The 19,097-nt window shown below is 75.0% G+C and carries 15 protein-coding genes; 9 read left to right on the top strand and 6 right to left on the bottom strand.

What is annotated here, in order from left to right:
* Positions 1 to 4: 4 nt before the first annotated feature.
* The 5 genes from ABD371_RS26620 to ABD371_RS26640 form a co-directional block, all read right to left on the bottom strand.
* A complete protein-coding gene (locus tag ABD371_RS26620) occupies positions 5 to 1,846 on the bottom strand; it encodes an ATP-binding cassette domain-containing protein (protein WP_381734595.1) in 1,842 nt (613 codons plus the stop codon).
* A complete protein-coding gene (locus ABD371_RS26625; RefSeq protein ID WP_425575827.1) occupies positions 1,843 to 3,642 on the bottom strand; it encodes an ATP-binding cassette domain-containing protein in 1,800 nt (599 codons plus the stop codon). Before ABD371_RS26625 ends, ABD371_RS26620 begins: the two co-directional genes overlap by 4 nt.
* A gap of 132 nt (positions 3,643 to 3,774) precedes the next feature.
* Complete coding sequence (locus ABD371_RS26630; protein ID WP_190126772.1) at positions 3,775 to 3,906, bottom strand: SapB/AmfS family lanthipeptide; 132 nt, start codon at positions 3,904 to 3,906, stop codon at positions 3,775 to 3,777.
* Positions 3,907 to 3,937: 31 nt separating this feature from the next.
* A complete protein-coding gene (gene lanKC, locus ABD371_RS26635) occupies positions 3,938 to 6,598 on the bottom strand; it encodes a class III lanthionine synthetase LanKC (protein ID WP_344481917.1) in 2,661 nt (886 codons plus the stop codon).
* Between the two features lie 358 nt (positions 6,599 to 6,956).
* Positions 6,957 to 7,691, bottom strand: coding sequence for an alpha/beta fold hydrolase (locus ABD371_RS26640; protein ID WP_344481920.1), 735 nt, complete (start codon positions 7,689 to 7,691; stop codon positions 6,957 to 6,959).
* A gap of 80 nt (positions 7,692 to 7,771) precedes the next feature.
* On the opposite strand from ABD371_RS26640, the gene ABD371_RS26645 reads away from it, so the two are divergent.
* From ABD371_RS26645 to ABD371_RS26680, 8 genes are all read left to right on the top strand, one after another.
* Positions 7,772 to 8,746, top strand: coding sequence for a helix-turn-helix transcriptional regulator (locus tag ABD371_RS26645; RefSeq protein WP_344481923.1), 975 nt, complete (start codon positions 7,772 to 7,774; stop codon positions 8,744 to 8,746).
* A 294-nt stretch (positions 8,747 to 9,040) separates the two neighbouring features.
* Entirely contained in the window at positions 9,041 to 10,063 is a 1,023-nt protein-coding gene (argC, locus tag ABD371_RS26650) for an N-acetyl-gamma-glutamyl-phosphate reductase (protein WP_344481927.1), read from the top strand.
* Positions 10,060 to 11,211, top strand: a complete 1,152-nt coding sequence (argJ, locus tag ABD371_RS26655; protein ID WP_344481930.1) for a bifunctional glutamate N-acetyltransferase/amino-acid acetyltransferase ArgJ — start codon at positions 10,060 to 10,062, stop codon at positions 11,209 to 11,211. Before argC ends, argJ begins: the two co-directional genes overlap by 4 nt.
* A complete protein-coding gene (gene argB / locus ABD371_RS26660) occupies positions 11,208 to 12,206 on the top strand; it encodes an acetylglutamate kinase (protein WP_381734601.1) in 999 nt (332 codons plus the stop codon). The genes argJ and argB overlap by 4 nt, the downstream gene beginning before the upstream one ends.
* Positions 12,203 to 13,432 carry an acetylornithine transaminase gene (locus ABD371_RS26665; RefSeq protein ID WP_344481933.1) on the top strand — a complete coding sequence of 410 codons (1,230 nt, stop codon included), beginning with the start codon at positions 12,203 to 12,205 and terminating at the stop codon, positions 13,430 to 13,432. Before argB ends, ABD371_RS26665 begins: the two co-directional genes overlap by 4 nt.
* Positions 13,433 to 13,511: 79 nt before the next feature.
* Positions 13,512 to 14,909, top strand: coding sequence for a lysine N(6)-hydroxylase/L-ornithine N(5)-oxygenase family protein (locus ABD371_RS26670; protein ID WP_344481936.1), 1,398 nt, complete (start codon positions 13,512 to 13,514; stop codon positions 14,907 to 14,909).
* Between the two features lie 14 nt (positions 14,910 to 14,923).
* Positions 14,924 to 17,716 carry a condensation domain-containing protein gene (locus tag ABD371_RS26675; RefSeq protein WP_344481940.1) on the top strand — a complete coding sequence of 931 codons (2,793 nt, stop codon included), beginning with the start codon at positions 14,924 to 14,926 and terminating at the stop codon, positions 17,714 to 17,716.
* Complete coding sequence (locus tag ABD371_RS26680; protein WP_190126763.1) at positions 17,713 to 17,922, top strand: MbtH family protein; 210 nt, start codon at positions 17,713 to 17,715, stop codon at positions 17,920 to 17,922. The genes ABD371_RS26675 and ABD371_RS26680 overlap by 4 nt, the downstream gene beginning before the upstream one ends.
* A gap of 62 nt (positions 17,923 to 17,984) precedes the next feature.
* On the opposite strand, the gene ABD371_RS26685 is transcribed toward ABD371_RS26680, so the two are convergent.
* Entirely contained in the window at positions 17,985 to 18,479 is a 495-nt protein-coding gene (locus tag ABD371_RS26685) for a GNAT family N-acetyltransferase (protein WP_344481991.1), read from the bottom strand.
* Positions 18,480 to 18,793: 314 nt separating this feature from the next.
* On the opposite strand from ABD371_RS26685, the gene ABD371_RS26690 reads away from it, so the two are divergent.
* Complete coding sequence (locus ABD371_RS26690) at positions 18,794 to 19,069, top strand: phosphopantetheine-binding protein (RefSeq protein WP_344481948.1); 276 nt, start codon at positions 18,794 to 18,796, stop codon at positions 19,067 to 19,069.
* The last annotated feature ends 28 nt before the right edge of the window (positions 19,070 to 19,097 follow it).

Below are 19,097 nucleotides of genomic sequence, written 5' to 3' on the forward strand. Positions count from 1 at the left end.
GCCGCTAACGGGGGACTCCGGGGACACCGGACCAGTGGCCGGCCAGATTGCGGTAGAGCGCCGATCCGGCGAGCAGTTCGGAGGGGGTGCCGAGGGCTGTCCGCGTGCCGTCCATCACCAGGACCCGGCCGGCGCGCGCCGCCGAGCTGAGCCGGTGGGCGATGACCACCAGCGCCCCGGCCCGCTCGGCGAGCGCGCTCTCGGCCCGGGCTTCGGCCCCCGCGTCGAGACGGCTGGTCGCCTCGTCCAGGATGAGCAGGGGCGCGGTGGTCAGATGGGCCCTGCCCAGCGCGATGAGCTGGCGTTCGCCCGGGGAGAGCAGCCCGGGGTCGAGCGGGGCGTCCGGTCCGCCGAGCCGGTCCGCGAGTTCGCCGAGGCCGATCGCCGCCACCGTCTCGGCGATCTCCCGGTCCCGGGCGTCGGGCCGGAGGTAGCGCAGATTGTCGCGGAGCGTGCCGGTGAAGACGTACGCCTGCTGGGGAAGGAGCGTACGGACGGCGGTGGGCCGCTGTCCCGCCGCGGGACGGCCCAGCCAGCGGACCTCTCCCCCGGTGGGCGCGGCCACCGCGGCGAGCACCGCCGCGAGGGTGGACTTCCCGCTGCCGCTCGGGCCGACGACCGCGAGACGGTCCCCCTCGCCGAGGGTGAGATCGAGCCGGTCGAGCACCGGGCGGGCCGCCGGCCCGTAGGCGAAGCTGACGCCCCTCAGCTCGGCGACGGGCGGGCGCGGGCGCGCCGTGGGAGTGGGAGTGGGGGCGGGCACGGACACGGGCGCGGGCGGGGGCGGGTCCGCCGGGGGCAGCGGGGCGGGGCCGGTGAAGCGGTCCAGGACCACCACGAGCCGGCCGCCCGCGGTGCCGAGCATGCTCAGCAGCGCGTGCACGGCGGGGGCCAGCGAGTAGGTGAGATAGGTGAACGCCCCCACCAGCGCACCGCTGGTGAGCCCGTGCCGCATCAGCCAGGGCGCGGCGAGCAGCAGCACCAGCGGCGGCACCCGCCCGCAGACCGCGAGCGCGAGGATCCGCACGGCCGCCCAGCGGGCCAGGCCCCGGGCCTGGTCGGCCTGGTCGCGGGCGAGCGCCTCGGCCTCGCCGACGGTCCGGTCGGCCGCCCCGGCCGCCGCGATGTCGCGGAGCGCGGCGGCGGTTCGGCCCGCGTGGGCGGCGAAGGCCTCGTCCGCGCCGAGATAGGCCCGCTGACGGGCCGCCATCGGGAAGAGCGTGGCGAGGAAGAGCCCCAGGCCGAGCAGGAGCGGCGGCAGGACCACCAGCAGCAGCCGGGGGGAGAGGACCGCGAGACCGGCCAGCGCGCCCGCCGCGGTGAAGACGAAGGAGCGCAGGGAGAGCACCAGCCCGGCCCAGCCGTCGCGGGCGATCTCGCTCTGATGCGTGACCTGGGAGACCGAGCGGGTGGTGGCGGCGGCCGGGCCGTCGAGCGCGGTGCCGAGGGCCCGGGCGACGGCCCGGCGCACCAGCCCGTCGCGCATCGGCTCCACCAGGTCCGCCAGCCGGCCGAAGACCCCCCGGGTCGCGAGCGCGGCGGGAAGCGTGGCGACGGCGGCCACCGCCAGCCAGAGCAGTCCGGTGCCCGGCTCGCCCGCGAGGAACCCCGCGTCGATCGCGCGGGCGATCGCGAACCCGCCCAGGAAGGTCTGCGCGAACTCCAGCAGCGACCAGCCGCCCAGCCGCACGAGAACCCCGGTGCGCGCCCGCAGGAACGGCCGCCCCTCGCGGACGACCCGCCCCAGCGCGCTCCTGGGTTCCGCTTCCCGCGCGGGGGCTTCCCTCGTGAGGTCCGCAAGGTCCGGGAGGTCCGCCGGGGCGGCGGCCGGTTGCTGTGGGGTCAAGGCGTCTCTCCGTCCGCGCGGACCGGACCGGCGGCACCGGGGCCACGCGGCGCGGCCCCTGCTTCCGCCTCGGTGCGAGCGCCGGATTCGGCGGTGAAGACCGCGCGGTAGGCGGGGTCCGACCAGAGGTCGTCGTGGCGGCCGACGGCGCGGACGGAGCCGTTCTCCAGCCAGACCACGCGGTCGGCGGAGGCCGCGGAGGAGACGCGGTGGGCGACGACGAGCCGGGTGCCGGTGCCCGCGCGGGCGGCGAGGGCGCGCTGGATGTGGGCCTCGGTCACGGTGTCGAGGCTGGAGGTGGCGTCGTCGAGGATCAGCAGCCGGCCGGCGTGGGCGAAGGCGCGGGCGAGGCCGAGGCGCTGGTACTCGCCGCCGGAGAGCGGGGCGTGCTCCAGCGGGGTGCGGTATCCGAGCGGGAGCAGGGCGACGAAGCCGTCGGCGCGGGCGGCGCGGGCCGCCGCGCGGACCTCGGCGGCGGAGGGGGTGCGCGCGCCGAAGGCGATCGTGTCCTCGACGGTGGTGCCGAGCAGCGCGGGCCGGGCGAAGGCGAAGGCGATCTCCTCGCGGAGCCGTGCCGGGTCGACGCCGTCCAGCTCCACCCCGTCCAGGGTCACGGTCCCCGCGTCGGGGTCGGTGAGCCGGCCCGCGACGGCCGCCAGCTCGGACTTGCCGGAGCCGGAGCGTCCGACGACCGCCATCGAGGTGCCGCCGGGCACGGTGAGGCGGACCGCGCGGAGCACCGGCCGCCCGTCCCGTACGAGGTCGACGTCGTGCAGCCGCACCGTGCCGGGGCCGCCGGGCGGCAGGGCGAGCGAGCGGTGGGGCACCGGCGGGAGGCCGAGCAGCGGGCTCAGCCTGCGGGCTGCGGTGCGGCCCCGGGAGATCGCGGCGAGCGCGCCGGTGAGCGAGCCGAGGCCCACGGAGAGCACGGCGTAGCGGGAGACGGCGAACAGATCGCCGACGCTGATCGCGCCGGAGGACATCCGCAGACCGGCGACGGCCAGCACCAGGACGGTGAGCAGGGGCAGCAGCACGGCGCTGCCGCCGACGGCCCGGCCGTGGACGTCCCAGGTGCGGCGGCCGTGGGCGGCGAGCGCGGCGAGGGGTTCGATGATCCGGGCGTGTTCGCGGGTGGCGGTGTGGGCCGCTCGTACGGTGGCGATCCCGTCGAGCGTCTCGGTCAGCCGGGTGGCGATCAGGGCCTGTTCGCGCTGGTAGTCGGCGGAGACGTCGGCGGTGCGGCGGACGAGGGTGCGCAGCAGGAGGATGAAGGCGGGGGCGCCGAGAAGGAGGGCGAGGGCCGAGAAGGGGTCGATGAGCAGCAGTCCGACGACTCCGCCGAGCGGGAGCAGGACGACGGAGGCGGCGTTCGCGGTGGTGACCGGGACGGCGGCGGCCTCGGCGGCGTTGGCGGTGAGCCGGGTGGTGAGGTCGCCGGGGGCGATCGCGCCGCCGTGGCGGGGTTCGGCCCGGACGAGGCGGTCCATGACCGCGGTGCGCAGCCGGGCGGTGAGATGCGCGGTGGTGGTGCCGCCGAGGAGGGCGACGAGCGCGTCCAGGACGACTTCGGCGGCGGTGAGCGCGGCGCACAGCAGCAGTCCGGTCCAGGGGATCCGGCCGCTCGCGAGGAGTTCGTCGACGGTGTGGCCGAGGGCCGCGGGCAGGGCGAGGGCGGCGAGGGCCGCTCCGGTGGAGCAGATGACGACGGCGGCGAGGGAGAGCCGCCCGGCGCCCGGCGGCCGGAGAACCGTCGCCTGTGGCGGGGAGGACTTCGCCACGGGCCGACTGCTCGTCACACTCACGGTCCTTCCGGTATCGGCCGGGCGCGGGCCGGCGGGGCCGGCCCCGGGCGAAGTGCCCGGGTGCCGGCCGGTGGGCCGAGGGGTCTCCGGTGCGGTTGTTCACCGGTCAGACACTCGGCCGTGGTGTCACGGGGTGCAGAGAACGACGCTCAGCGAGCTGTGCTCACAGACGAGCAGGCTGACCTGGCTGCCGTGCTCCACGTCGCCGAAGGCGTCCTCGGCGGGGGTCTCCAGGGCCTGAAGGTCGAGAAGAGCCATGATGAATTCCTTTCGTGGGGACGTATTTTTCTCATTGGTGCGCGGCCCCTGGCTGGGGCCGGGTCTGGGGGCTCTCGCGGGGCGAGAGGAACGGCAGGGCGGCCCGGTCGGGCCGGTGCACGCTGCCGAGGGCGAGCAGACATCCGGCGGTGCCGGTGGCCAGGTCCATGGACCGGCGCATCAGCTGCTCTCCGGGGAAGGCCAGTTCACCCGCGTACGGGGTGGCCTGGCGGCCGAGGAGTCCGGTGTGGCGGTCGATGGCGCGCCGCCGTTCGCCGGGGTCGCCGAGGGGGGTGCGGACCAGGTGGAGGATGAGTCCGGCCACCCCTCGGAAGATTCCCGGCTGGACGTAGAAGGCCGAGCGGAGACCGGGTTCGATCTGCCGGCGCGCGGCTTCGAAGGCGTCGTCCCGGCGGTGGGCGAGATAGTCGTCGAGCACCGCGGCCAGCCCGGCGCTGCCGCCGCCGAGGTAGGGCATGAGCCGTTTGCCGTCGACGACCATCAGCGCGCCGTCCTGGCCGGCCTTGCAGCGGGCCAGATCGCGCCGGAGCGCGGTGGCGGCGAGGTCGAGGAGGGCGGGGTCGCCGGTCCTCTCGTAGCGGCGTACGAAGAGGAGGGCGAGGCCGGTCGCGCCGTGCAGCAGCCCGGTGCGGGCGGACGGCGGACCGGAGACCAGGGCGCGGGCGGCGAGCGCGGTGCAGCGGTCGGCGGCCCGGCGCAGGGCGGTGGCCTCCGCTCCGGTGGCGGAGCCGGCCAGGTCGTCGAGGGCGAGGGCGATGCCCGCGTGGCCGCCGTGCAGATCGGGGGTGAGGCCCTCCAGCGGCTGGCGGGCGACCAGCCGGGCGGTCTCGGCGGCCTGCTCGTGGTGGCCGAGGCGGTCGAGGGTCCAGGCGATCCCGGCGAGGCCGTCGTAGAAGCCGACGGGGGTGCCGGAGGCGGGTTCCTTGACCTTGTCCAGGAGCCATTCGACGGCTTCGGGGCAGGGGGGCGCGCCGGTCCGGTGGAGGGCGTAGAGCACTCCGGCCGCGCCGTGGGCGAAGGACTGGCCGCCGGCCGGGGAGGCGAACTGGGCGATGTCGCCGGGGAAGCAGCGGTCCTCGCGCTCGGGGGTGAGGGAGGCGGTGATGGCGCGGGCCATGGAGTCGCGGCTGAGGGGCCACTCCCCGGGCTCGGGCGGCTCCGGCGCGGCGGCCGACGGCGCGGCGGCCGGGCGGTCCACGCCCCGGGCCCCGGTACGGGCCGGAGCAGGCCCGGCGTCCTCGTACACGGGCTCGCGCAGGATCTCCGTCACCGCCGGGCGGAGTTCCTCCTCGGTCACCGGGAAGACGCGGGCGATCTCGCGTGCCAGCCGGGCGGCGACGCCCCGGTCGATGGCGAGGAGCGTGGTCAGGGGGAGCAGCAGGGCGAGGCGCAGACAGGCGAGGGCGTAGCGGTCGATGTCGGTCCCCCGGTGGTCGCGCGGGGCGACGAACGCGGGGTTGGCGACGACCTGGCGGCGGTTCTCCTCGGCCGGGAAGGCGGCCTCGAAGTCCAGGAGCGTGATCCGCGACTCGTCCTCGGAGACCATGACATTGCTCATGTGGAGATCGCTGATGACGACGCCGCGCTCGTGGACGGCGCTCACCGCGCGCTCCACCCGGGCGTGCGTGCCGGCCGCCCAGGCGGCGTGCTCGGCGAGCCGCTCGGCGTCCGGGGAGGCGGAGGAGAGCGGGAAGCGGCGGGCGAAGACGGTGTTGAGGGTGGTGCCGGGCACATGCTCCAGCACCAGGAAGTGATGGCCGCCGAGCTCGAAGCCGTCGAGCACCGCGGGGACGCAGTCGAGTCCGGCGAGCTTCTCCAGCGCGGTGCGCTCGCGCTCCAGCCGGGCGACCGCGTCGGCCCCGTCGGCGGCGAGGCCGGCGTGCGGCCGGGCCTCCTTGAGGACGACGGTCCGCCCGGTGCGGGTGTCGCGGGCCCGGTAGACGCCGCCGCCGTTGGAGAAGTGCAGCGCGCCCTGGATCTCGTAGGGCATGCCGTCCATGCCGACGGCCTGCCGGGCCTCCAGATGGGGCCGGAGGATCTCTGGGGGCGTCACCCAGTCGGGGATGCTCAGCGAGGGGCCGCGCGGATCGGGTACGAGGGTGCCCGTCGGGTCGGCGATGGCGGGGACCAGCCGGCCGTCCGGGCCGGGACAGTAGCGGGCGGCGAAGGCTCCGTACCGTACGTGCACCGGTCCGTCGCCGCAGCGCAGATCGCTGAGGATGTACGGGCCGTGCTCGCCGTCCAGCAGGGCGGTCAGCTCCGCGCAGAGCTCGGGGAACATCTCCTCGGAGTGCGGGTAGACCGTGATGAACTTGCCGCTGCCGGCGCGGTCCGCGTATTTGGCGTTGCGCAGCAGGAGCAGGCCGGGGCCGGGGATGAACTTGAGCGGGATCCGCCGGGGGAGGCAGTGGTCCAGCACCCGGCGCAGAATCGATTCCGCGTTGTCGAGGGCGGCCGCGATGTGGATCTTCCAGCCCTGCTGGGGCAGGGTGAGCCCGCTCGGGGTGAGGGAGAGCCAGTCGCCCCGGCGGGAGGTCTCCCAGCCTTCGGGGGCCGGGGTGCGGGCCGCGGCGTAGAACGACTCCTCGGCGGCGACGCCGCCCCGGTCGCGGTGCGGCGCGTCGTAGAAGTCCCGGTCCGTCTGGCAGTACGCGGCGTACTCCGGGTTCACCCCGTACCCCTCTCAGGTCGGCTCCGGTTGTCCTGGTGAGAGGAAGCTTTCACACCGGTCCGGGGGGCTGACAGTCATCGCTGTCATGACTCCGGTGTACGGCCGGACATGCGGAACGCATGCCTCCCGCACGCCCGCGCGCAGCGTTCGGGCATGCGGAACGCACATCCGCGGGGAGCGCCGCCGCGCGGATCGCACCGGCGGTGGACGGCCGCCGCGCGCCCGGAGCCCCCTCAGTGTGGTTGGCGGTGATGCCGAGACGTCTCCCGTGCCGCGCCGGCCGGGGCCCGAGCGTGGGCCCGCGGCCCGCGGAGGCTTTCGCGGTCACGCGTCGGGCCGCTTCTCTCGTCCAGCGCGGTCAGGAGACGGCCTTGTCGAGGACGTCGGCGAGTTCGGTGGGTGTGGACAGCATCGGCCAGTGCCCGGTGGGCAGGTCGAAGCGCCGCCACGGCGGCTGGTTCAGATACGCCAGCATCGGTGTCCCGGCGTCCAGCAGGCCCGTGAAGTCATGACAGGCGATCAGGACACGGTCCACACCGGCCCCGGGCTCGGCCGGGCCGGCGAGGCGCTGGGTGTAGGTGCCGAACGGGTGAGGGGTGGCACGCGAGCACAGCGCGTCCCGCTGTCCCTCACCGAGCCCGTCGAGGCTTCCGGACAGACCCAGGACCTCGAACGGCGGCATCGGCAGCCGCCACCCGTCGCCGGAGGCGGAGACCTGCCGGTTCAGCCGGTCCGCCGCCTCCGGCGGCATGAGGTCGAGCATGCGCATGCCCGCGGTGAACGGGGCGCTGTCCACGTAGATCACGCGCTCCAGCCGGTCGCCGAGACGCCCGGCCGCCCCGGTGACCGGGGCGGCCCCGTAGCTGTGGGCGACCAGCGTGACGCCGCGCAGACCGTTCTCCTCGATGAAGCCGGTGATGTCCGCGATGTGCGTGTTCAGGTCCGTCTCGGGTCCGCCCCTGCCCGCCTGCTCGGCCAGGCCCGTCAGCGTGAGCGGCAGCGCCGTGTGGCCGTTCTCCCGCAGAGTGCGGGCGGTGTCTTCCCAGGCCCACGCGCCGAGCCAGGCGCCGGGAACGAGTACGAAGGTGGCCATGCGATCTCCCTGATGTGAGGTGCTGTCGGGAGCGTAGAGTTGATACAGGACATTTTCCGCCCTGAAATGCCGAGTGATCCATGTCGCATCCCCTCACCCGTGTGCTGACCCTGCTGGAACTCCTCCAGTCCCACGCCCGACTCACCGGGGCGGAGTTGGCGGACCGTCTGGACACCGACGTCCGCACGGTGCGCCGGTACATGTCCCACCTGCGGGAACTGGGCATCCCCGTGGAAGCCGAACGCGGACGCCACGGCGGCTACCGACTGGCCCGCGGCTACCGGATGCCACCCCTGGTCCTCACCAACGACGAGGCCCTCGCCGTCGTCCTGGGGCTGCTCGCCGCGGAACGCCTGGGCATGAGCACGGCCGCACCGGCCAGTGCCGGTGCCCTGGCCAAAATCGAGAGGGTGCTCCCGCACGCCACGCGCGAACCGCTCGCCGCCATGCGGGAGGCCCTCTCGTTCACCGCCAACGCCGTGATCGGGCAGGCACCCGGGACCGGCGTCCTGCTGGCCCTGGCCCAGGCCTCCCGCGCCGGCACGACCGTCGGCATCAGCCACCGGTCCTGGCGGCAGGAGCAGACCGAACGCGACATCGACCCCTACGGCGTCGTCTTCCACACCGGCCGCTGGTACGCCGTCGGCCACGACCACCTCCGCGACAGCCTGCGGACCTTCCGCATCGACCGCATCGCCTCCGTCACCCCCCGAGCCGACGGCTTCACCGCACCCGACGGCTTCGATCCCGTCGCCCATCTGACCTCCACCCTGGCCCAGGGCCCCTACCGCTGGCAGGTCGAGGTGACGGTCCACGGCCCCCTCGACGAGATCGCCCGCCGACTGCCCCGATCGGCGGTCACCCTCACCGCCCAGCCCGCCGGCGTCCTCATGCACGCACGAGCGGACCGGCTGGACGGCATGGCACACCTGCTCGCCTCCCTGGAATGGCCCTTCACCATCCACCACCCCGACGAACTGCGACAGGCCCTCAAGAACCTCGCCGCCCGGCTCACCGCAGCCGCTGAACGGCGACCGGAAGAACCGCCGCGGTAAAGGGCCGGACGCCACCCCGCCGCACCCCGCCGCACATCGCCAAACGTCGCCGCATGTCGCCGCATGTCGCCGCACGTGAATCCGGCGCAGATCAGGGCTTGAAGATCATCCCGTCGCCCCTTGGCGCGCACCCCGGTCACACCCCAACAGCGGTCCGGTGGACGGAGGGTCGCCATGGTCACAGCTCCGCCGCACCCTCAGAAATCAATCCTTAGGTTAGGCTAAGCTAAGTTCCTGTCGGGCGGGGTGACAGTCACCGCGTGTCACCAGCGATCGAAAGAGAAGATTCCCGAGATGACCTTCGGCGTGGCTGTTGCGGGCGCGAGTGGTTACGCCGGAGGTGAGATTCTGCGACTGCTGGCGGCCCACCCCGAGGTGGAGATCGGCACCCTGACCGCCCACAGCAGCGCGGGCCGCCCCCTGAGCGAAGTGCAGCCCCAACTGGGTTCCCTCCACAACCGCTTGCTCGTGGAGACCTCCGCGGATTCGCTGGCCGGGCACGATGTCGTGTTCCTCGCGCTGCCCCACGGGCAGTCGGCGGAGCTGGCCGGGCGGCTCGGCGACTCCACCCTGGTGGTGGACTGCGGCGCGGACTTCCGGCTGCGGTCCCCGGCGGCCTGGGAGACCTTCTACGGCTCGCCGCACGCCGGCGTCTGGCCGTACGGGCTCCCCGAACTCCCCGGCTGCCGCGAGGCCTTGCGGAACACCCGCCGGATCGCCGTGCCCGGCTGCTACCCGACCGCCGTGACGCTCGCGCTCTTCCCCGCGTTCGCCGCCGGGCTGCTGGAGCCCGAGGCGGTGATCGTCGCCGCGAGCGGCACATCGGGCGCGGGCCGCGCCGCCAGGACCCGGCTGCTCGGCTCCGAGGTGATGGGCTCGATGAGCCCCTACGGAGTCGGCGGCGGCCACCGGCACACCCCCGAGCTGGTCCAGAACCTCTCGGCGGCGGCGGGCGAGGCGGTGACCGTCTCCTTCACGCCGACCCTCGCGCCGATGCCCCGGGGCATCCTCGCCACCTGCTCGGCACGGGTGCGGGAGGGGGTCCACGAGGTGCGCGCCGCCTATGAGAAGGCCTTCGCCGACGAGCCGTTCGTCCGGCTGCTCCCCGAGGGGCGGTGGCCCTCGACCTCGGCCGTACTCGGCTCCAACACCGCCCAGGTGCAGATGGCCCTGGACGAGGGCGCCCGGCGGCTCGTCGCCGTGAGCGCGATCGACAACCTCACCAAGGGCACCGCGGGCGGTGCCGTGCAGAGCATGAACATCGCCCTGGGGCTGCCGGAGACCCTGGGACTTCCCATGAATGGAGTGGCCCCGTGAGTGTCACCGCTGCCCAGGGATTCCTCGCGAGCGGCGTCGCCGCCGGGATCAAGGAGTCCGGAGCCCCGGACGTCGCGCTGGTGGTGAACACCGGGCCGTCGCGGGCGGCGGCCGGGGTGTTCACCTCCAACCGGGTCCAGGCCGCCCCGGTGCGCTGGTCGCGCCGGGTGCTGGCGGACGGCCTGCTCTCCGCCGTCGTCCTCAACTCCGGCGGCGCGAACGCCTGCACCGGGCGCGCCGGGCACGAGGACACCCGGCGGACCGCCGAGCTGACCGCCGAGGCGCTCGACGTCGACACCGACCGGGTGGCCGTCTGCTCCACCGGCCTGATCGGGACACGGCTGCCGATGGACCGGCTCGCCGCGGGCGTCACCGAGGCCGCGGGACGGCTCACGCCGGACGGCGGCCAGGAGGCGGCCGTCGCCGTCATGACCACCGACTCGGTGCCGAAGACCGCAGCGGTCACCGCCGGGGGCTGGACCGTCGGCGGCATGGCCAAGGGCGCGGGCATGCTCGCCCCCGGCCTCGCCACCATGCTGGTGGTGCTCACCACCGACGCCGACGTCGACGCCGCCGCGCTGGACACGGCGCTGCGGGACGCGGTCCGCACCACCTTCGACCGGGTCGACTCCGACGGCTGCATGTCCACCAACGACACCGTGCTGCTGCTCGCCTCCGCCTCCTCGGGCCTCGTCCCGGAGCCGGAGACCTTCGCCCAGGCGGTCCACACCGTCTGTCTCGACCTGGCACGCCAGCTCGTCGCCGACGCCGAGGGCGCGTCCAAGGAGATGGAGGTCGAGGTCGTCGGCGCGGCCTCCGAGCGGGACGCGGTCACCGTGGGCCGGTCGGTCGCCAGGAACAACCTCCTCAAGTGCGCCCTGCACGGCGAGGACCCCAACTGGGGCCGGGTGCTCTCGGCCGTCGGCACCACGGACGCCGTCTTCGACCCCGACCGGCTCGACGTGGCGATCAACGGGGTGTGGGTGTGCCGGGACGGCGCGCCCGGCGAGGCCAGGGAGAAGGTCGATCTGTCCGGCCGTCAGATCACCCTCACCATCGATCTGCGGGCCGGCCGGGAGTCCGCCGTGATCTGGACCAACGACCTGACGGCCGAGTACGTCCACGAGAACAGCGCGTACAGCTCGTGAGCGCCCCGGGCCCGCTCCCGGCCGACCCGGCCAAGCCCGCCTCCCGCGCCCCCGGCAGCCGCGACCGGGGACCGGGGGCGCGGGACCGCGCGCGTACGGTGATCGAGGCGCTGCCCTGGCTGGAGACCTTCCGCGACCGGGTCGTCGTCATCAAGTTCGGCGGCAACGCGATGGTGGACGAGGAGCTGAAGGCGGCCTTCGCCCAGGACGTCGTCTCCCTGCGGTACGCGGGGCTGCGCCCGGTCGTCGTCCACGGCGGCGGCCCGCAGATCAGCTCCCTGCTGGGCCGGCTCGATCTGGAGGTCCGCTTCGCGGCGGGCCTGCGGGTCACCACCCCCGAGATCATGGACGTCGTACGGATGGTCCTCGCGGGCCAGGTGCAGCGCGAGATCGTCGGACTGATCAACGCCCACGGCCCGTTCGCCGTCGGGCTCACCGGCGAGGACGCGCACACCATGACCGCGGTGCGCCGCCCGGCGTGGGTGGACGGCGAACCGGTGGACATCGGGCTGGTCGGCGAGGTGGTCCGGGTCGACCCGGGCACCCTGCGGGCGCTGCTCGACGGGGGCCGCATCCCGGTGGTCTCGCCCGTGGCACGCGGCGAGGACGGCCAGATCTACAACATCAACGCCGATCTGGCCGCCGCCGCGCTGGCGATCGCGCTCGACGCGGAGAAGCTGGTGATGCTCACCGACGTCGAGGGGCTGTACGCCGACTGGCCGCACAGCACCGAGATCATCGAGCGGCTGACGGCGAGCGAGCTGGAGAAGCTGCTGCCGGGGCTCGCCAGCGGGATGGTCCCCAAGATGGAGGGCTGTCTGCGCGCGGTGCGCGACGGCGGCGTCCGCATGGCCCATGTGCTCGACGGCCGGGTGCCGCACTCCCTGCTGCTCGAAGTCTTCACCGACGACCGCACCGGCACGACGGTGGTGCCCGACCCCCGGGACCAGGGCCGCTCGAACACCGGCTCCCCCGCATCAGAGGACGGCAGATGACGACCACCGCACACCCCGCGCCCGCCGACGACGCCGTCGCCCGGCGCGGCGGCACCGCCGATCTGACCGACCGCTGGCGGGCCGTGATGATGGACAACTACGGCACTCCCCCGCTGGCGCTGGTGAGGGGCGAGGGCCGCACCGTGTGGGACGCCGACGGGACCGCCTATCTCGACCTCGTCGGCGGCATCGCGGTCAACGCCCTGGGCCACGCCCACCCCGCCGTCGTCGGCGCGGTGAGCGAGCAGATCGCCCGGCTCGGCCATGTCTCCAATCTGTACGCGGCCGAGCCGCCGGTCGCCCTCGCCGAACGGCTGCTGCGGCTCTCGGGCGGCCGGAGCGGCCGGGTCCTCTTCGCCAACTCCGGCGCGGAGGCCAACGAGGCCGCCTTCAAGATCGCCCGCCGTACCGGCCGGAGGCGGATCGTCGCCGCCGCCGAAGGCTTCCACGGGCGCACCATGGGCGCGCTGGCCCTGACCGGCCAGCCGGCCAAGCGGGACCCGTTCCTGCCGCTGCCCGGCGAGGTGGTCCATGTTCCCTTCGGCGACCCGGCCGCGCTGCGGGAGGCCGTCACCGAGGAGACGGCGGCGGTGCTGCTCGAACCGATCCAGGGCGAGGCCGGGGTGATACCGGCCCGGCCGGGCTATCTCCGGGCGGCCCGGGAGATCACCCGCGAGGCCGGCGCGCTGCTGATGCTGGACGAGATCCAGACCGGGATCGGCCGCACCGGCCACTGGTTCGCCCACCAGTCGGACCCGCTGATCGTCCCCGACGTGGTGACCCTCGCCAAGGGGCTCGGCGGCGGACTGCCGATCGGCGCGGTGCTCGCCTTCGGGGCCGCGGGCGAGCTGCTCACCCCCGGCCAGCACGGCTCCACCTTCGGCGGCAACCCCGTGGCCTGCGCCGCCGCGCTCGCGGTCCTCGACACCATCGAGGCCGACGGTCTGCTCGACCATGTCCGGCGGGTCGGCGAGCGGCTGCGGCGCTCCGTCCTCGCGGTGGACCACCCCCGGGTGCGCCAGGTGCGGGGCACCGGACTCCTCCTCGGCATCGCGCTCACCGAACCGGTGGCCGCCCGGGCCGCGCTCGCCGCCCAGCACGCCGGCTTCCTGGTCAACGCGACCGGCCCGGACCTGCTGCGCCTCGCGCCCGCGCTGACCCTCACCGCCCAGGAGGCCGACGCGTTCGTCGCGGCGCTGCCCGAGATCCTCGGCACCCCCGGCTGACGCCGCCGTACCCGACGGACCCCCACACCGCCCGCCGGCTCATCACCCCCGAGCCGGCCCCCACCCAGTAAGGACGAGCATGTCGGCAGGGCACGCGAGCACCGCACAGCAGGAGACCACCCCCACCCAGGACCTGGTGGGCATAGGCTTCGGCCCGGCCAATCTCGCACTGGCCATAGCCATCGCGGAGCACAACGGGGAGTGCGCCCCCGGGCAGACGATCGCCTCGGCGTTCGTGGAGCGCCAGGGCGACTTCGGCTGGCACCAGGGCATGCTGCTGGAGGGCGCGACCATGCAGGTGTCGTTCCTCAAGGACCTCGCCACCATGCGCGACCCGGGCAGCCGCTTCACCTTCCTGCGCTACCTCCACGAGCGGGGCAGGCTCGCCGACTTCATCAACCAGAAGAGCTTCTTCCCCACCCGGGTCGAGTTCCACGACTATCTGCGCTGGTGCGCGGCGTCCTTCACGGACCGGGTGTCCTACGGGCGGGAGGCGGTCGCCGTCCGCCCCGTCGAGCGCGACGGACCGGTGGAGAGCTTCGACGTGCTCAGCCGCCCGGCGGACGGCGAGGGCGGCCCGGACCGGGTGGTGCGCGCCCGCAATGTGGTCCTGGGCACCGGGCTGCGGCCCCGGCTCCCGCAGGGCGTCACCGCGGGCGAACACGTCTGGCACAACCGCGATCTGCTCTTCCGCGCCCCCGCGCTGAAGAAGCGGCCCCACCGCAGATTCACCGTCGTGGGCGCGGGCCAGTCGGCGGCCGAGACCGCCGACTATCTTCACCGCACCTTCCCCGACGCGGAGATCTGCGCCGTCTTCACCCGCTACGGCTACAGCCCGGCCGACGACAGCCCCTTCGCCAACCGGATCTTCGACCCCTCGGCCGTGGACGACTTCTACGACGCCCCCGAGGACGTCAAGCAGGCGCTGCTCGGCTACCACGGCAACACCAACTACTCGGTGGTCGACGGCGACCTCATCGAACAGCTCTACCGCACGGTCTACCAGGAGAAGGTCGCGGGCGCGCGGCGGCTGCGGATCCTCAACACCTGCGAGCTGACCGGCGTCGAGGAACTGCCCGACGGAGCACGGGCGGTGGTGCGCTCCCTCACCACCAAGGAGCTGATCACCCTGGACTCCGACGCGGTGGTGCTGGCCACCGGCTACCGCCCCTGCGACCCGCGCGAGCTGCTCGGGCCGCTCGCCGACGAGTGCCTCACCGACGGGCAGGGCCGGCTGCGCATCGACCGGGACCACCGGGTGCGGATGTCGGACCGGGTGCGCGGCGGCGTCTATCTCCAGGGCGCGGGCACCGAACACACCCACGGCATCACCTCCTCGCTGCTCTCCACGCTCGCCGTGCGCTCCGGCGAGATCCGCGACTCGCTGCTGCTGCGCCGCGCCGGGAGCGACGAGCTGGACCGGCTGGACGCGGACCTCGGCGAGGCCGCGGGCAGCGTCGCCGCGCACAGCGGCTGAGGGCGGCCGGGACGATGTCGGAGACGACCCTCCGGAACCCCGCGCCGGCCGGCGCGGAGCCCCTCGAACTCACCGAGGCCCAGGCCGAGGTGCTCGCCGCCCAGCGCGCCGCCCCCGGCAACGCGGCCCACAATGTGGGCCAGTACATCGAGCTGACCGGCCCGCTCGACGTCGCCGCGCTGGAGGGAGCCCTGCGCCACACCCTCGCCGAAGCGGCCGGACTGCACTTCCGGGTACGGGAGAGCGGGGGCCGGCTCGGCCAGGAGCCGGCCGGCTTCGACGCGGGGAACTGGCGGCTGCCCCGGCTCGACACCTCGGGCGCGGGCGATCCCACGGCCGCCGCCGTGGAGCTGGTGCGCGAGCAGCTCGCCTGCCCGCCCCGGCTGGATCTGCTGTTCGCGCCCCCCGGCCCGGCGGCGGGCCGCGCCGCGCCCTCGCTCACCGGGGCCGTCCTGGTGACCGTGGGACCCCGGCGGCATCTGCTCTTCCAGTACTTCCACCAGCTCGCCGTCGACGGCTACGGCCTCTCCCTGCTCACCCGCCGCATCGCCGAGGTCTACACCGCCCGCGTGCGCGGCACCGCGCCACCCGAATCGCCGTTCGAACCCGTCGCCGCCCTGGTGGCGGCGGAGCGCGGTTACCGTGACTCGGCGCGGCAGACGGCCGACCGCGCCCACTGGGCGGCCCGTTACGCCGACGGCCCGCCCGCCGCCTCCTTCGCGGCGGGCTCCGCGCCCGCGTCCGACACCGCGCTGCGCCACACGGTGGTGCTCGACCGCCGGGCGGGCGCGGCGGTCGCCGAGGCGGCCCGGGCCGCCCGGGTCACCTGGGCGGAGGCCGTCGGCGCGGCGCTCGCCGTGCAGCTGCACCGGCACACCGGGACCCCGGAACCGGTGCTGGCGATGCATGTGATGGCGCGCACCGGCCCGGGGACGCTCCGGGTGCCGGGCATGGCCCTGAACACCCTGCCCGTACGGCTGCCGCTGACGGGCCGTGACACCTTCGGCGAGGTGCTGGAGCGGACCGGCCGGGAGTTCGCCGCCGTCCGCGCCCATCAGCGGTTCCGGGGCGCCCGGATCGCCCATGAGCTGTGGCCGGGGCTGCGGGACGGGAACCGGCCGGGACCGGCCCGGCTGCCGGGGCCGCTGCTCAATCTGCGGCCCTTCGACACCGAGCTGGACTTCGCGGGGACACCCGGCCATGTGGTCACCCTCGCCTCGGGCCCGGTGGACGATCTCTCGCTCTCCGCCGTCCGCCACCCCGACGGGCGGCTGAGGCTCGACTTCGACGCCAACCCGGCGCTGTACGGCGTACCGGCGCTCGCCTCTCACGCGGTGCGGTACACGGATCTGCTGCGGCGGCTGTGCGCCGGGCCCGGCCGGCCGCTGTCCGGCTTCCCGCTGCTGGACGAGGAGCGGATCGCGGTCGCCCTGGAGGCCGCCGAGCCCGCGCCCCGGGCGGGGGACGGCACCGCCTCCCGGGGGGAGGAGGAGGGCCCGCTGCCACTGCTGCCCTCCGCGCACCGGCTGCGGGAGGCGGGCGGGCCGGTGGCACGGCTCCAGGAGTCCCTGCTGCTGACGGTGGGGCCCGGCCTCGCCGCCGGGCCGCTGCGCCGGGCGCTGGCGCGCCTGGCCCGGGAGCAGCCCGCGCTGCGGCTGCGGCTGCACCGGACGGCGGGGGTCTGGGCGACGGAGATCCTGCCGTCGGCCGCGGCTCCGGCCGTGGTGGACCCGTCCACCCTGCGCCGGGTGGACGTCCGGGGCCTCGGCGGCGAGGAGTTGGTCTCCGCCGTCGCGGGCCGGGCCCGCGCGGCGGCGGCGGAGCTGGACCCCTGCTCGGGGACCGTGCTGCGCGCGGTCTGGTTCGACGCGGGCCCGGACGCACCCGGCCGGCTGCTGCTCACCGGCCACCGGCTGGCCGTGGACGACGCCTCCTGGCCGCTGATCGCCGAGCGGCTGGCGGCGGTCGCCGCCGCGCTCTCCCAGGGGCACGAGCCGCCGGAGGAGCGTTCGGGCGGCGGGCTGCGGAGCTGGGCCTCGCACCTGTCCGAGCAGGCCCAGGAGCCGGGCCGGATCGCGGAACTGCCGTACTGGCGCGAGCTGCTCGCCCCCGCCGCCGGCGGGGGGCCGGCAGCCGCGCCGGACGAGGCCGGGGTCCTCGACCACACCGTCGAGTCCGCGCTGCCGGCCGGCGTCGAACCCGCCCTGCTGGACCGGGCGGTGCTCGGCGCGCTGGCGCTGGCGGCGCGGGAGGAGCCGAGACTGCGCCCGGACGGCGGCGAGCTGCTGGCCGAGGTGGAGCTGCCCTCCGTGCTCCGGCCGGAGCGAACGGTCGGCGCGCTGACGCCCGTCCATCCGGTACGGGTCGCCCCGGCCGGGCCGAGGACGGCCCGGGGGGCGGCGCGGGCCGCCGCCGTGCCGGACCACGGCCGGGGGCACGAGCAGCTGCGCCATCTGCATCCGCAGGCGGGGCCGGTGCTCGCCGCGGGCGCGCGTCCCGCCGTGCGCTACACACGCGGCGAATCCTCCCGCCACTGGGCGGAAGCGCCCGGCTGGGGCCTCGCGCCGGGTCCCGAGCGGGCGGCGCTGCGGGCGGCGCTGGCCGAGCTGCCCGGTGCGGAGCCGCCGGTGCGCGGTGCGCTCGAACTGAGCGTGCCGGCAGTTGATCCGGGCGGAGCGGTTCTGCGCTGGCGCTGGGCGGGCAGGCTGTTCACCGGTGAGGAGGCCCTGCGCCTCACCACGCGTATCACCATGACGATCACGACCCTTGTGACCGGAAACGACATATCTGAGGAGACATCATCATGACCGCCACCAACCCCTTCGAGGACGACGACGCCCAGTACTACGTGCTGGTCAACGACGAGAACCAGCACTCGCTGTGGCCGGTGTTCGCCGAGGTCCCCGCGGGCTGGACCGTGGTGCACGGCGAGGACTCGCGGCAGGCCTGCGCGGAGTACGTCGAGACGCACTGGACCGACATGCGCCCGGCGAGTCTGATCGCCAAGTCCTGAGCCGAACGCCGAGGGCCGGACCGGGGAATCCGGTCCGGCCCCCGGCGTTCTTCCCGGATTCCTCAGAGGGTGCGGGCGAGCACCCGGGAGCCGCGCCGGGGGTCGAGGGCGCTCGCCCAGGACGCGGGCGCGAGACCGGCGGCGGCGGGGGTGAACCCGTGTCTCAGGAACAGCTCCCCGCCGCCCCCGGTGGCCGTGAACACCGCCCGCAGCGAGCGCTCGGACGCCCGCGCCAGGGCGGCCCTCAGCAGCGCGGAGCCGACGCCCCGGCCCTGGCTGCCGGGCGCGACGCAGAAGTTGTAGAGAACCCCGCCGGGGCCACTCGGCTCGTCGGGGTTGATCCGCAGGCCCAGACAGCCGGCGAGGGTCCCGTCGGCCCGCTCCACGACGAGGAAGTCGGCCGCGTCGGCGGCGTAGAGGGCGAGCGGGCGCTCGCGGAGCGCGCCGCAGCGGAAGAAGAGCCGGGAGAGCCCGTGGAGGGCCTCGGCGTCAGCGGCGCGGGCCCGGCGGACCGTCGGGCGCGGGGGGCCCGGGACGGCGGCGGAGCGCGGCGGCATGACGGAACGGGGCAGGGCCGTGGTCAATGGGTTCCCTCTCCTCGGTCCCACCGGGTGCGGGGTGCGCCGAGCGCACGGGGCACCGCCGAGCACGACCGCAATACTTAGGCAAGGCTTGCCTTATCAAGGGCTACAGTACGACACGACGCCCTCCGCCCCACCACGGGGGCGGCCGAGGGAAGTTGACCGAAACGGGCGGTTCCGGACTCACGGCCCTCTCCGGCTTGACGCGGGGCGATCCCAGATAGTTAGGTGAGCCTTACCTAATCTCCGCCGACGGGTCGCGGAGTCCCGTCAGAGAGAGGACACGGACGATGGCCGAAACGGCCCAGGAGCCGTCCGCACCGGACGCATCGCCCCACGGCACCTTCGCGCTGGAGCGGCTCGTCCGCGACGTGGCCGAGATGCTCTACGTCGAGACCGAGGACGTCGATGTGGCGGAGAGCCTCCTCGACCAGGGCCTGGACTCGATCCGGCTGATGACCCTGGTCGAGAACTGGCGTACCGACGGCGCACGGATCAGCTTCGTCGAACTGGCCGAGCGGCCCACCCTCAAGGAGTGGGCCGAACTGCTGAACGCCCGGGTCTGACAGCGCACCCGCCGACGGGGCCACCGCC

The organism is Streptomyces amakusaensis (assembly GCF_039532665.1).
Taxonomy (GTDB): domain Bacteria; phylum Actinomycetota; class Actinomycetes; order Streptomycetales; family Streptomycetaceae; genus Streptomyces; species Streptomyces amakusaensis.

Excerpts from the sequence above, each read along its gene's own strand:
- ABD371_RS26630 (WP_190126772.1), bottom strand. The coding sequence starts at position 3,906 with ATGGCTCTTCTCGACCTTCAGGCCCTGGAGACCCCCGCCGAGGACGCC.
- ABD371_RS26640 (WP_344481920.1), bottom strand. The coding sequence starts at position 7,691 with ATGGCCACCTTCGTACTCGTTCCCGGCGCCTGGCTCGGCGCGTGGGCC.
- ABD371_RS26645 (WP_344481923.1), top strand. The coding sequence starts at position 7,772 with ATGTCGCATCCCCTCACCCGTGTGCTGACCCTGCTGGAACTCCTCCAG.
- argC (WP_344481927.1), top strand. The coding sequence starts at position 9,041 with ATGACCTTCGGCGTGGCTGTTGCGGGCGCGAGTGGTTACGCCGGAGGT.
- ABD371_RS26665 (WP_344481933.1), top strand. The coding sequence starts at position 12,203 with ATGACGACCACCGCACACCCCGCGCCCGCCGACGACGCCGTCGCCCGG.
- ABD371_RS26670 (WP_344481936.1), top strand. The coding sequence starts at position 13,512 with ATGTCGGCAGGGCACGCGAGCACCGCACAGCAGGAGACCACCCCCACC.
- ABD371_RS26675 (WP_344481940.1), top strand. The coding sequence starts at position 14,924 with ATGTCGGAGACGACCCTCCGGAACCCCGCGCCGGCCGGCGCGGAGCCC.
- ABD371_RS26680 (WP_190126763.1), top strand. The coding sequence starts at position 17,713 with ATGACCGCCACCAACCCCTTCGAGGACGACGACGCCCAGTACTACGTG.
- ABD371_RS26685 (WP_344481991.1), bottom strand. The coding sequence starts at position 18,479 with ATGCCGCCGCGCTCCGCCGCCGTCCCGGGCCCCCCGCGCCCGACGGTC.
- ABD371_RS26690 (WP_344481948.1), top strand. The coding sequence starts at position 18,794 with ATGGCCGAAACGGCCCAGGAGCCGTCCGCACCGGACGCATCGCCCCAC.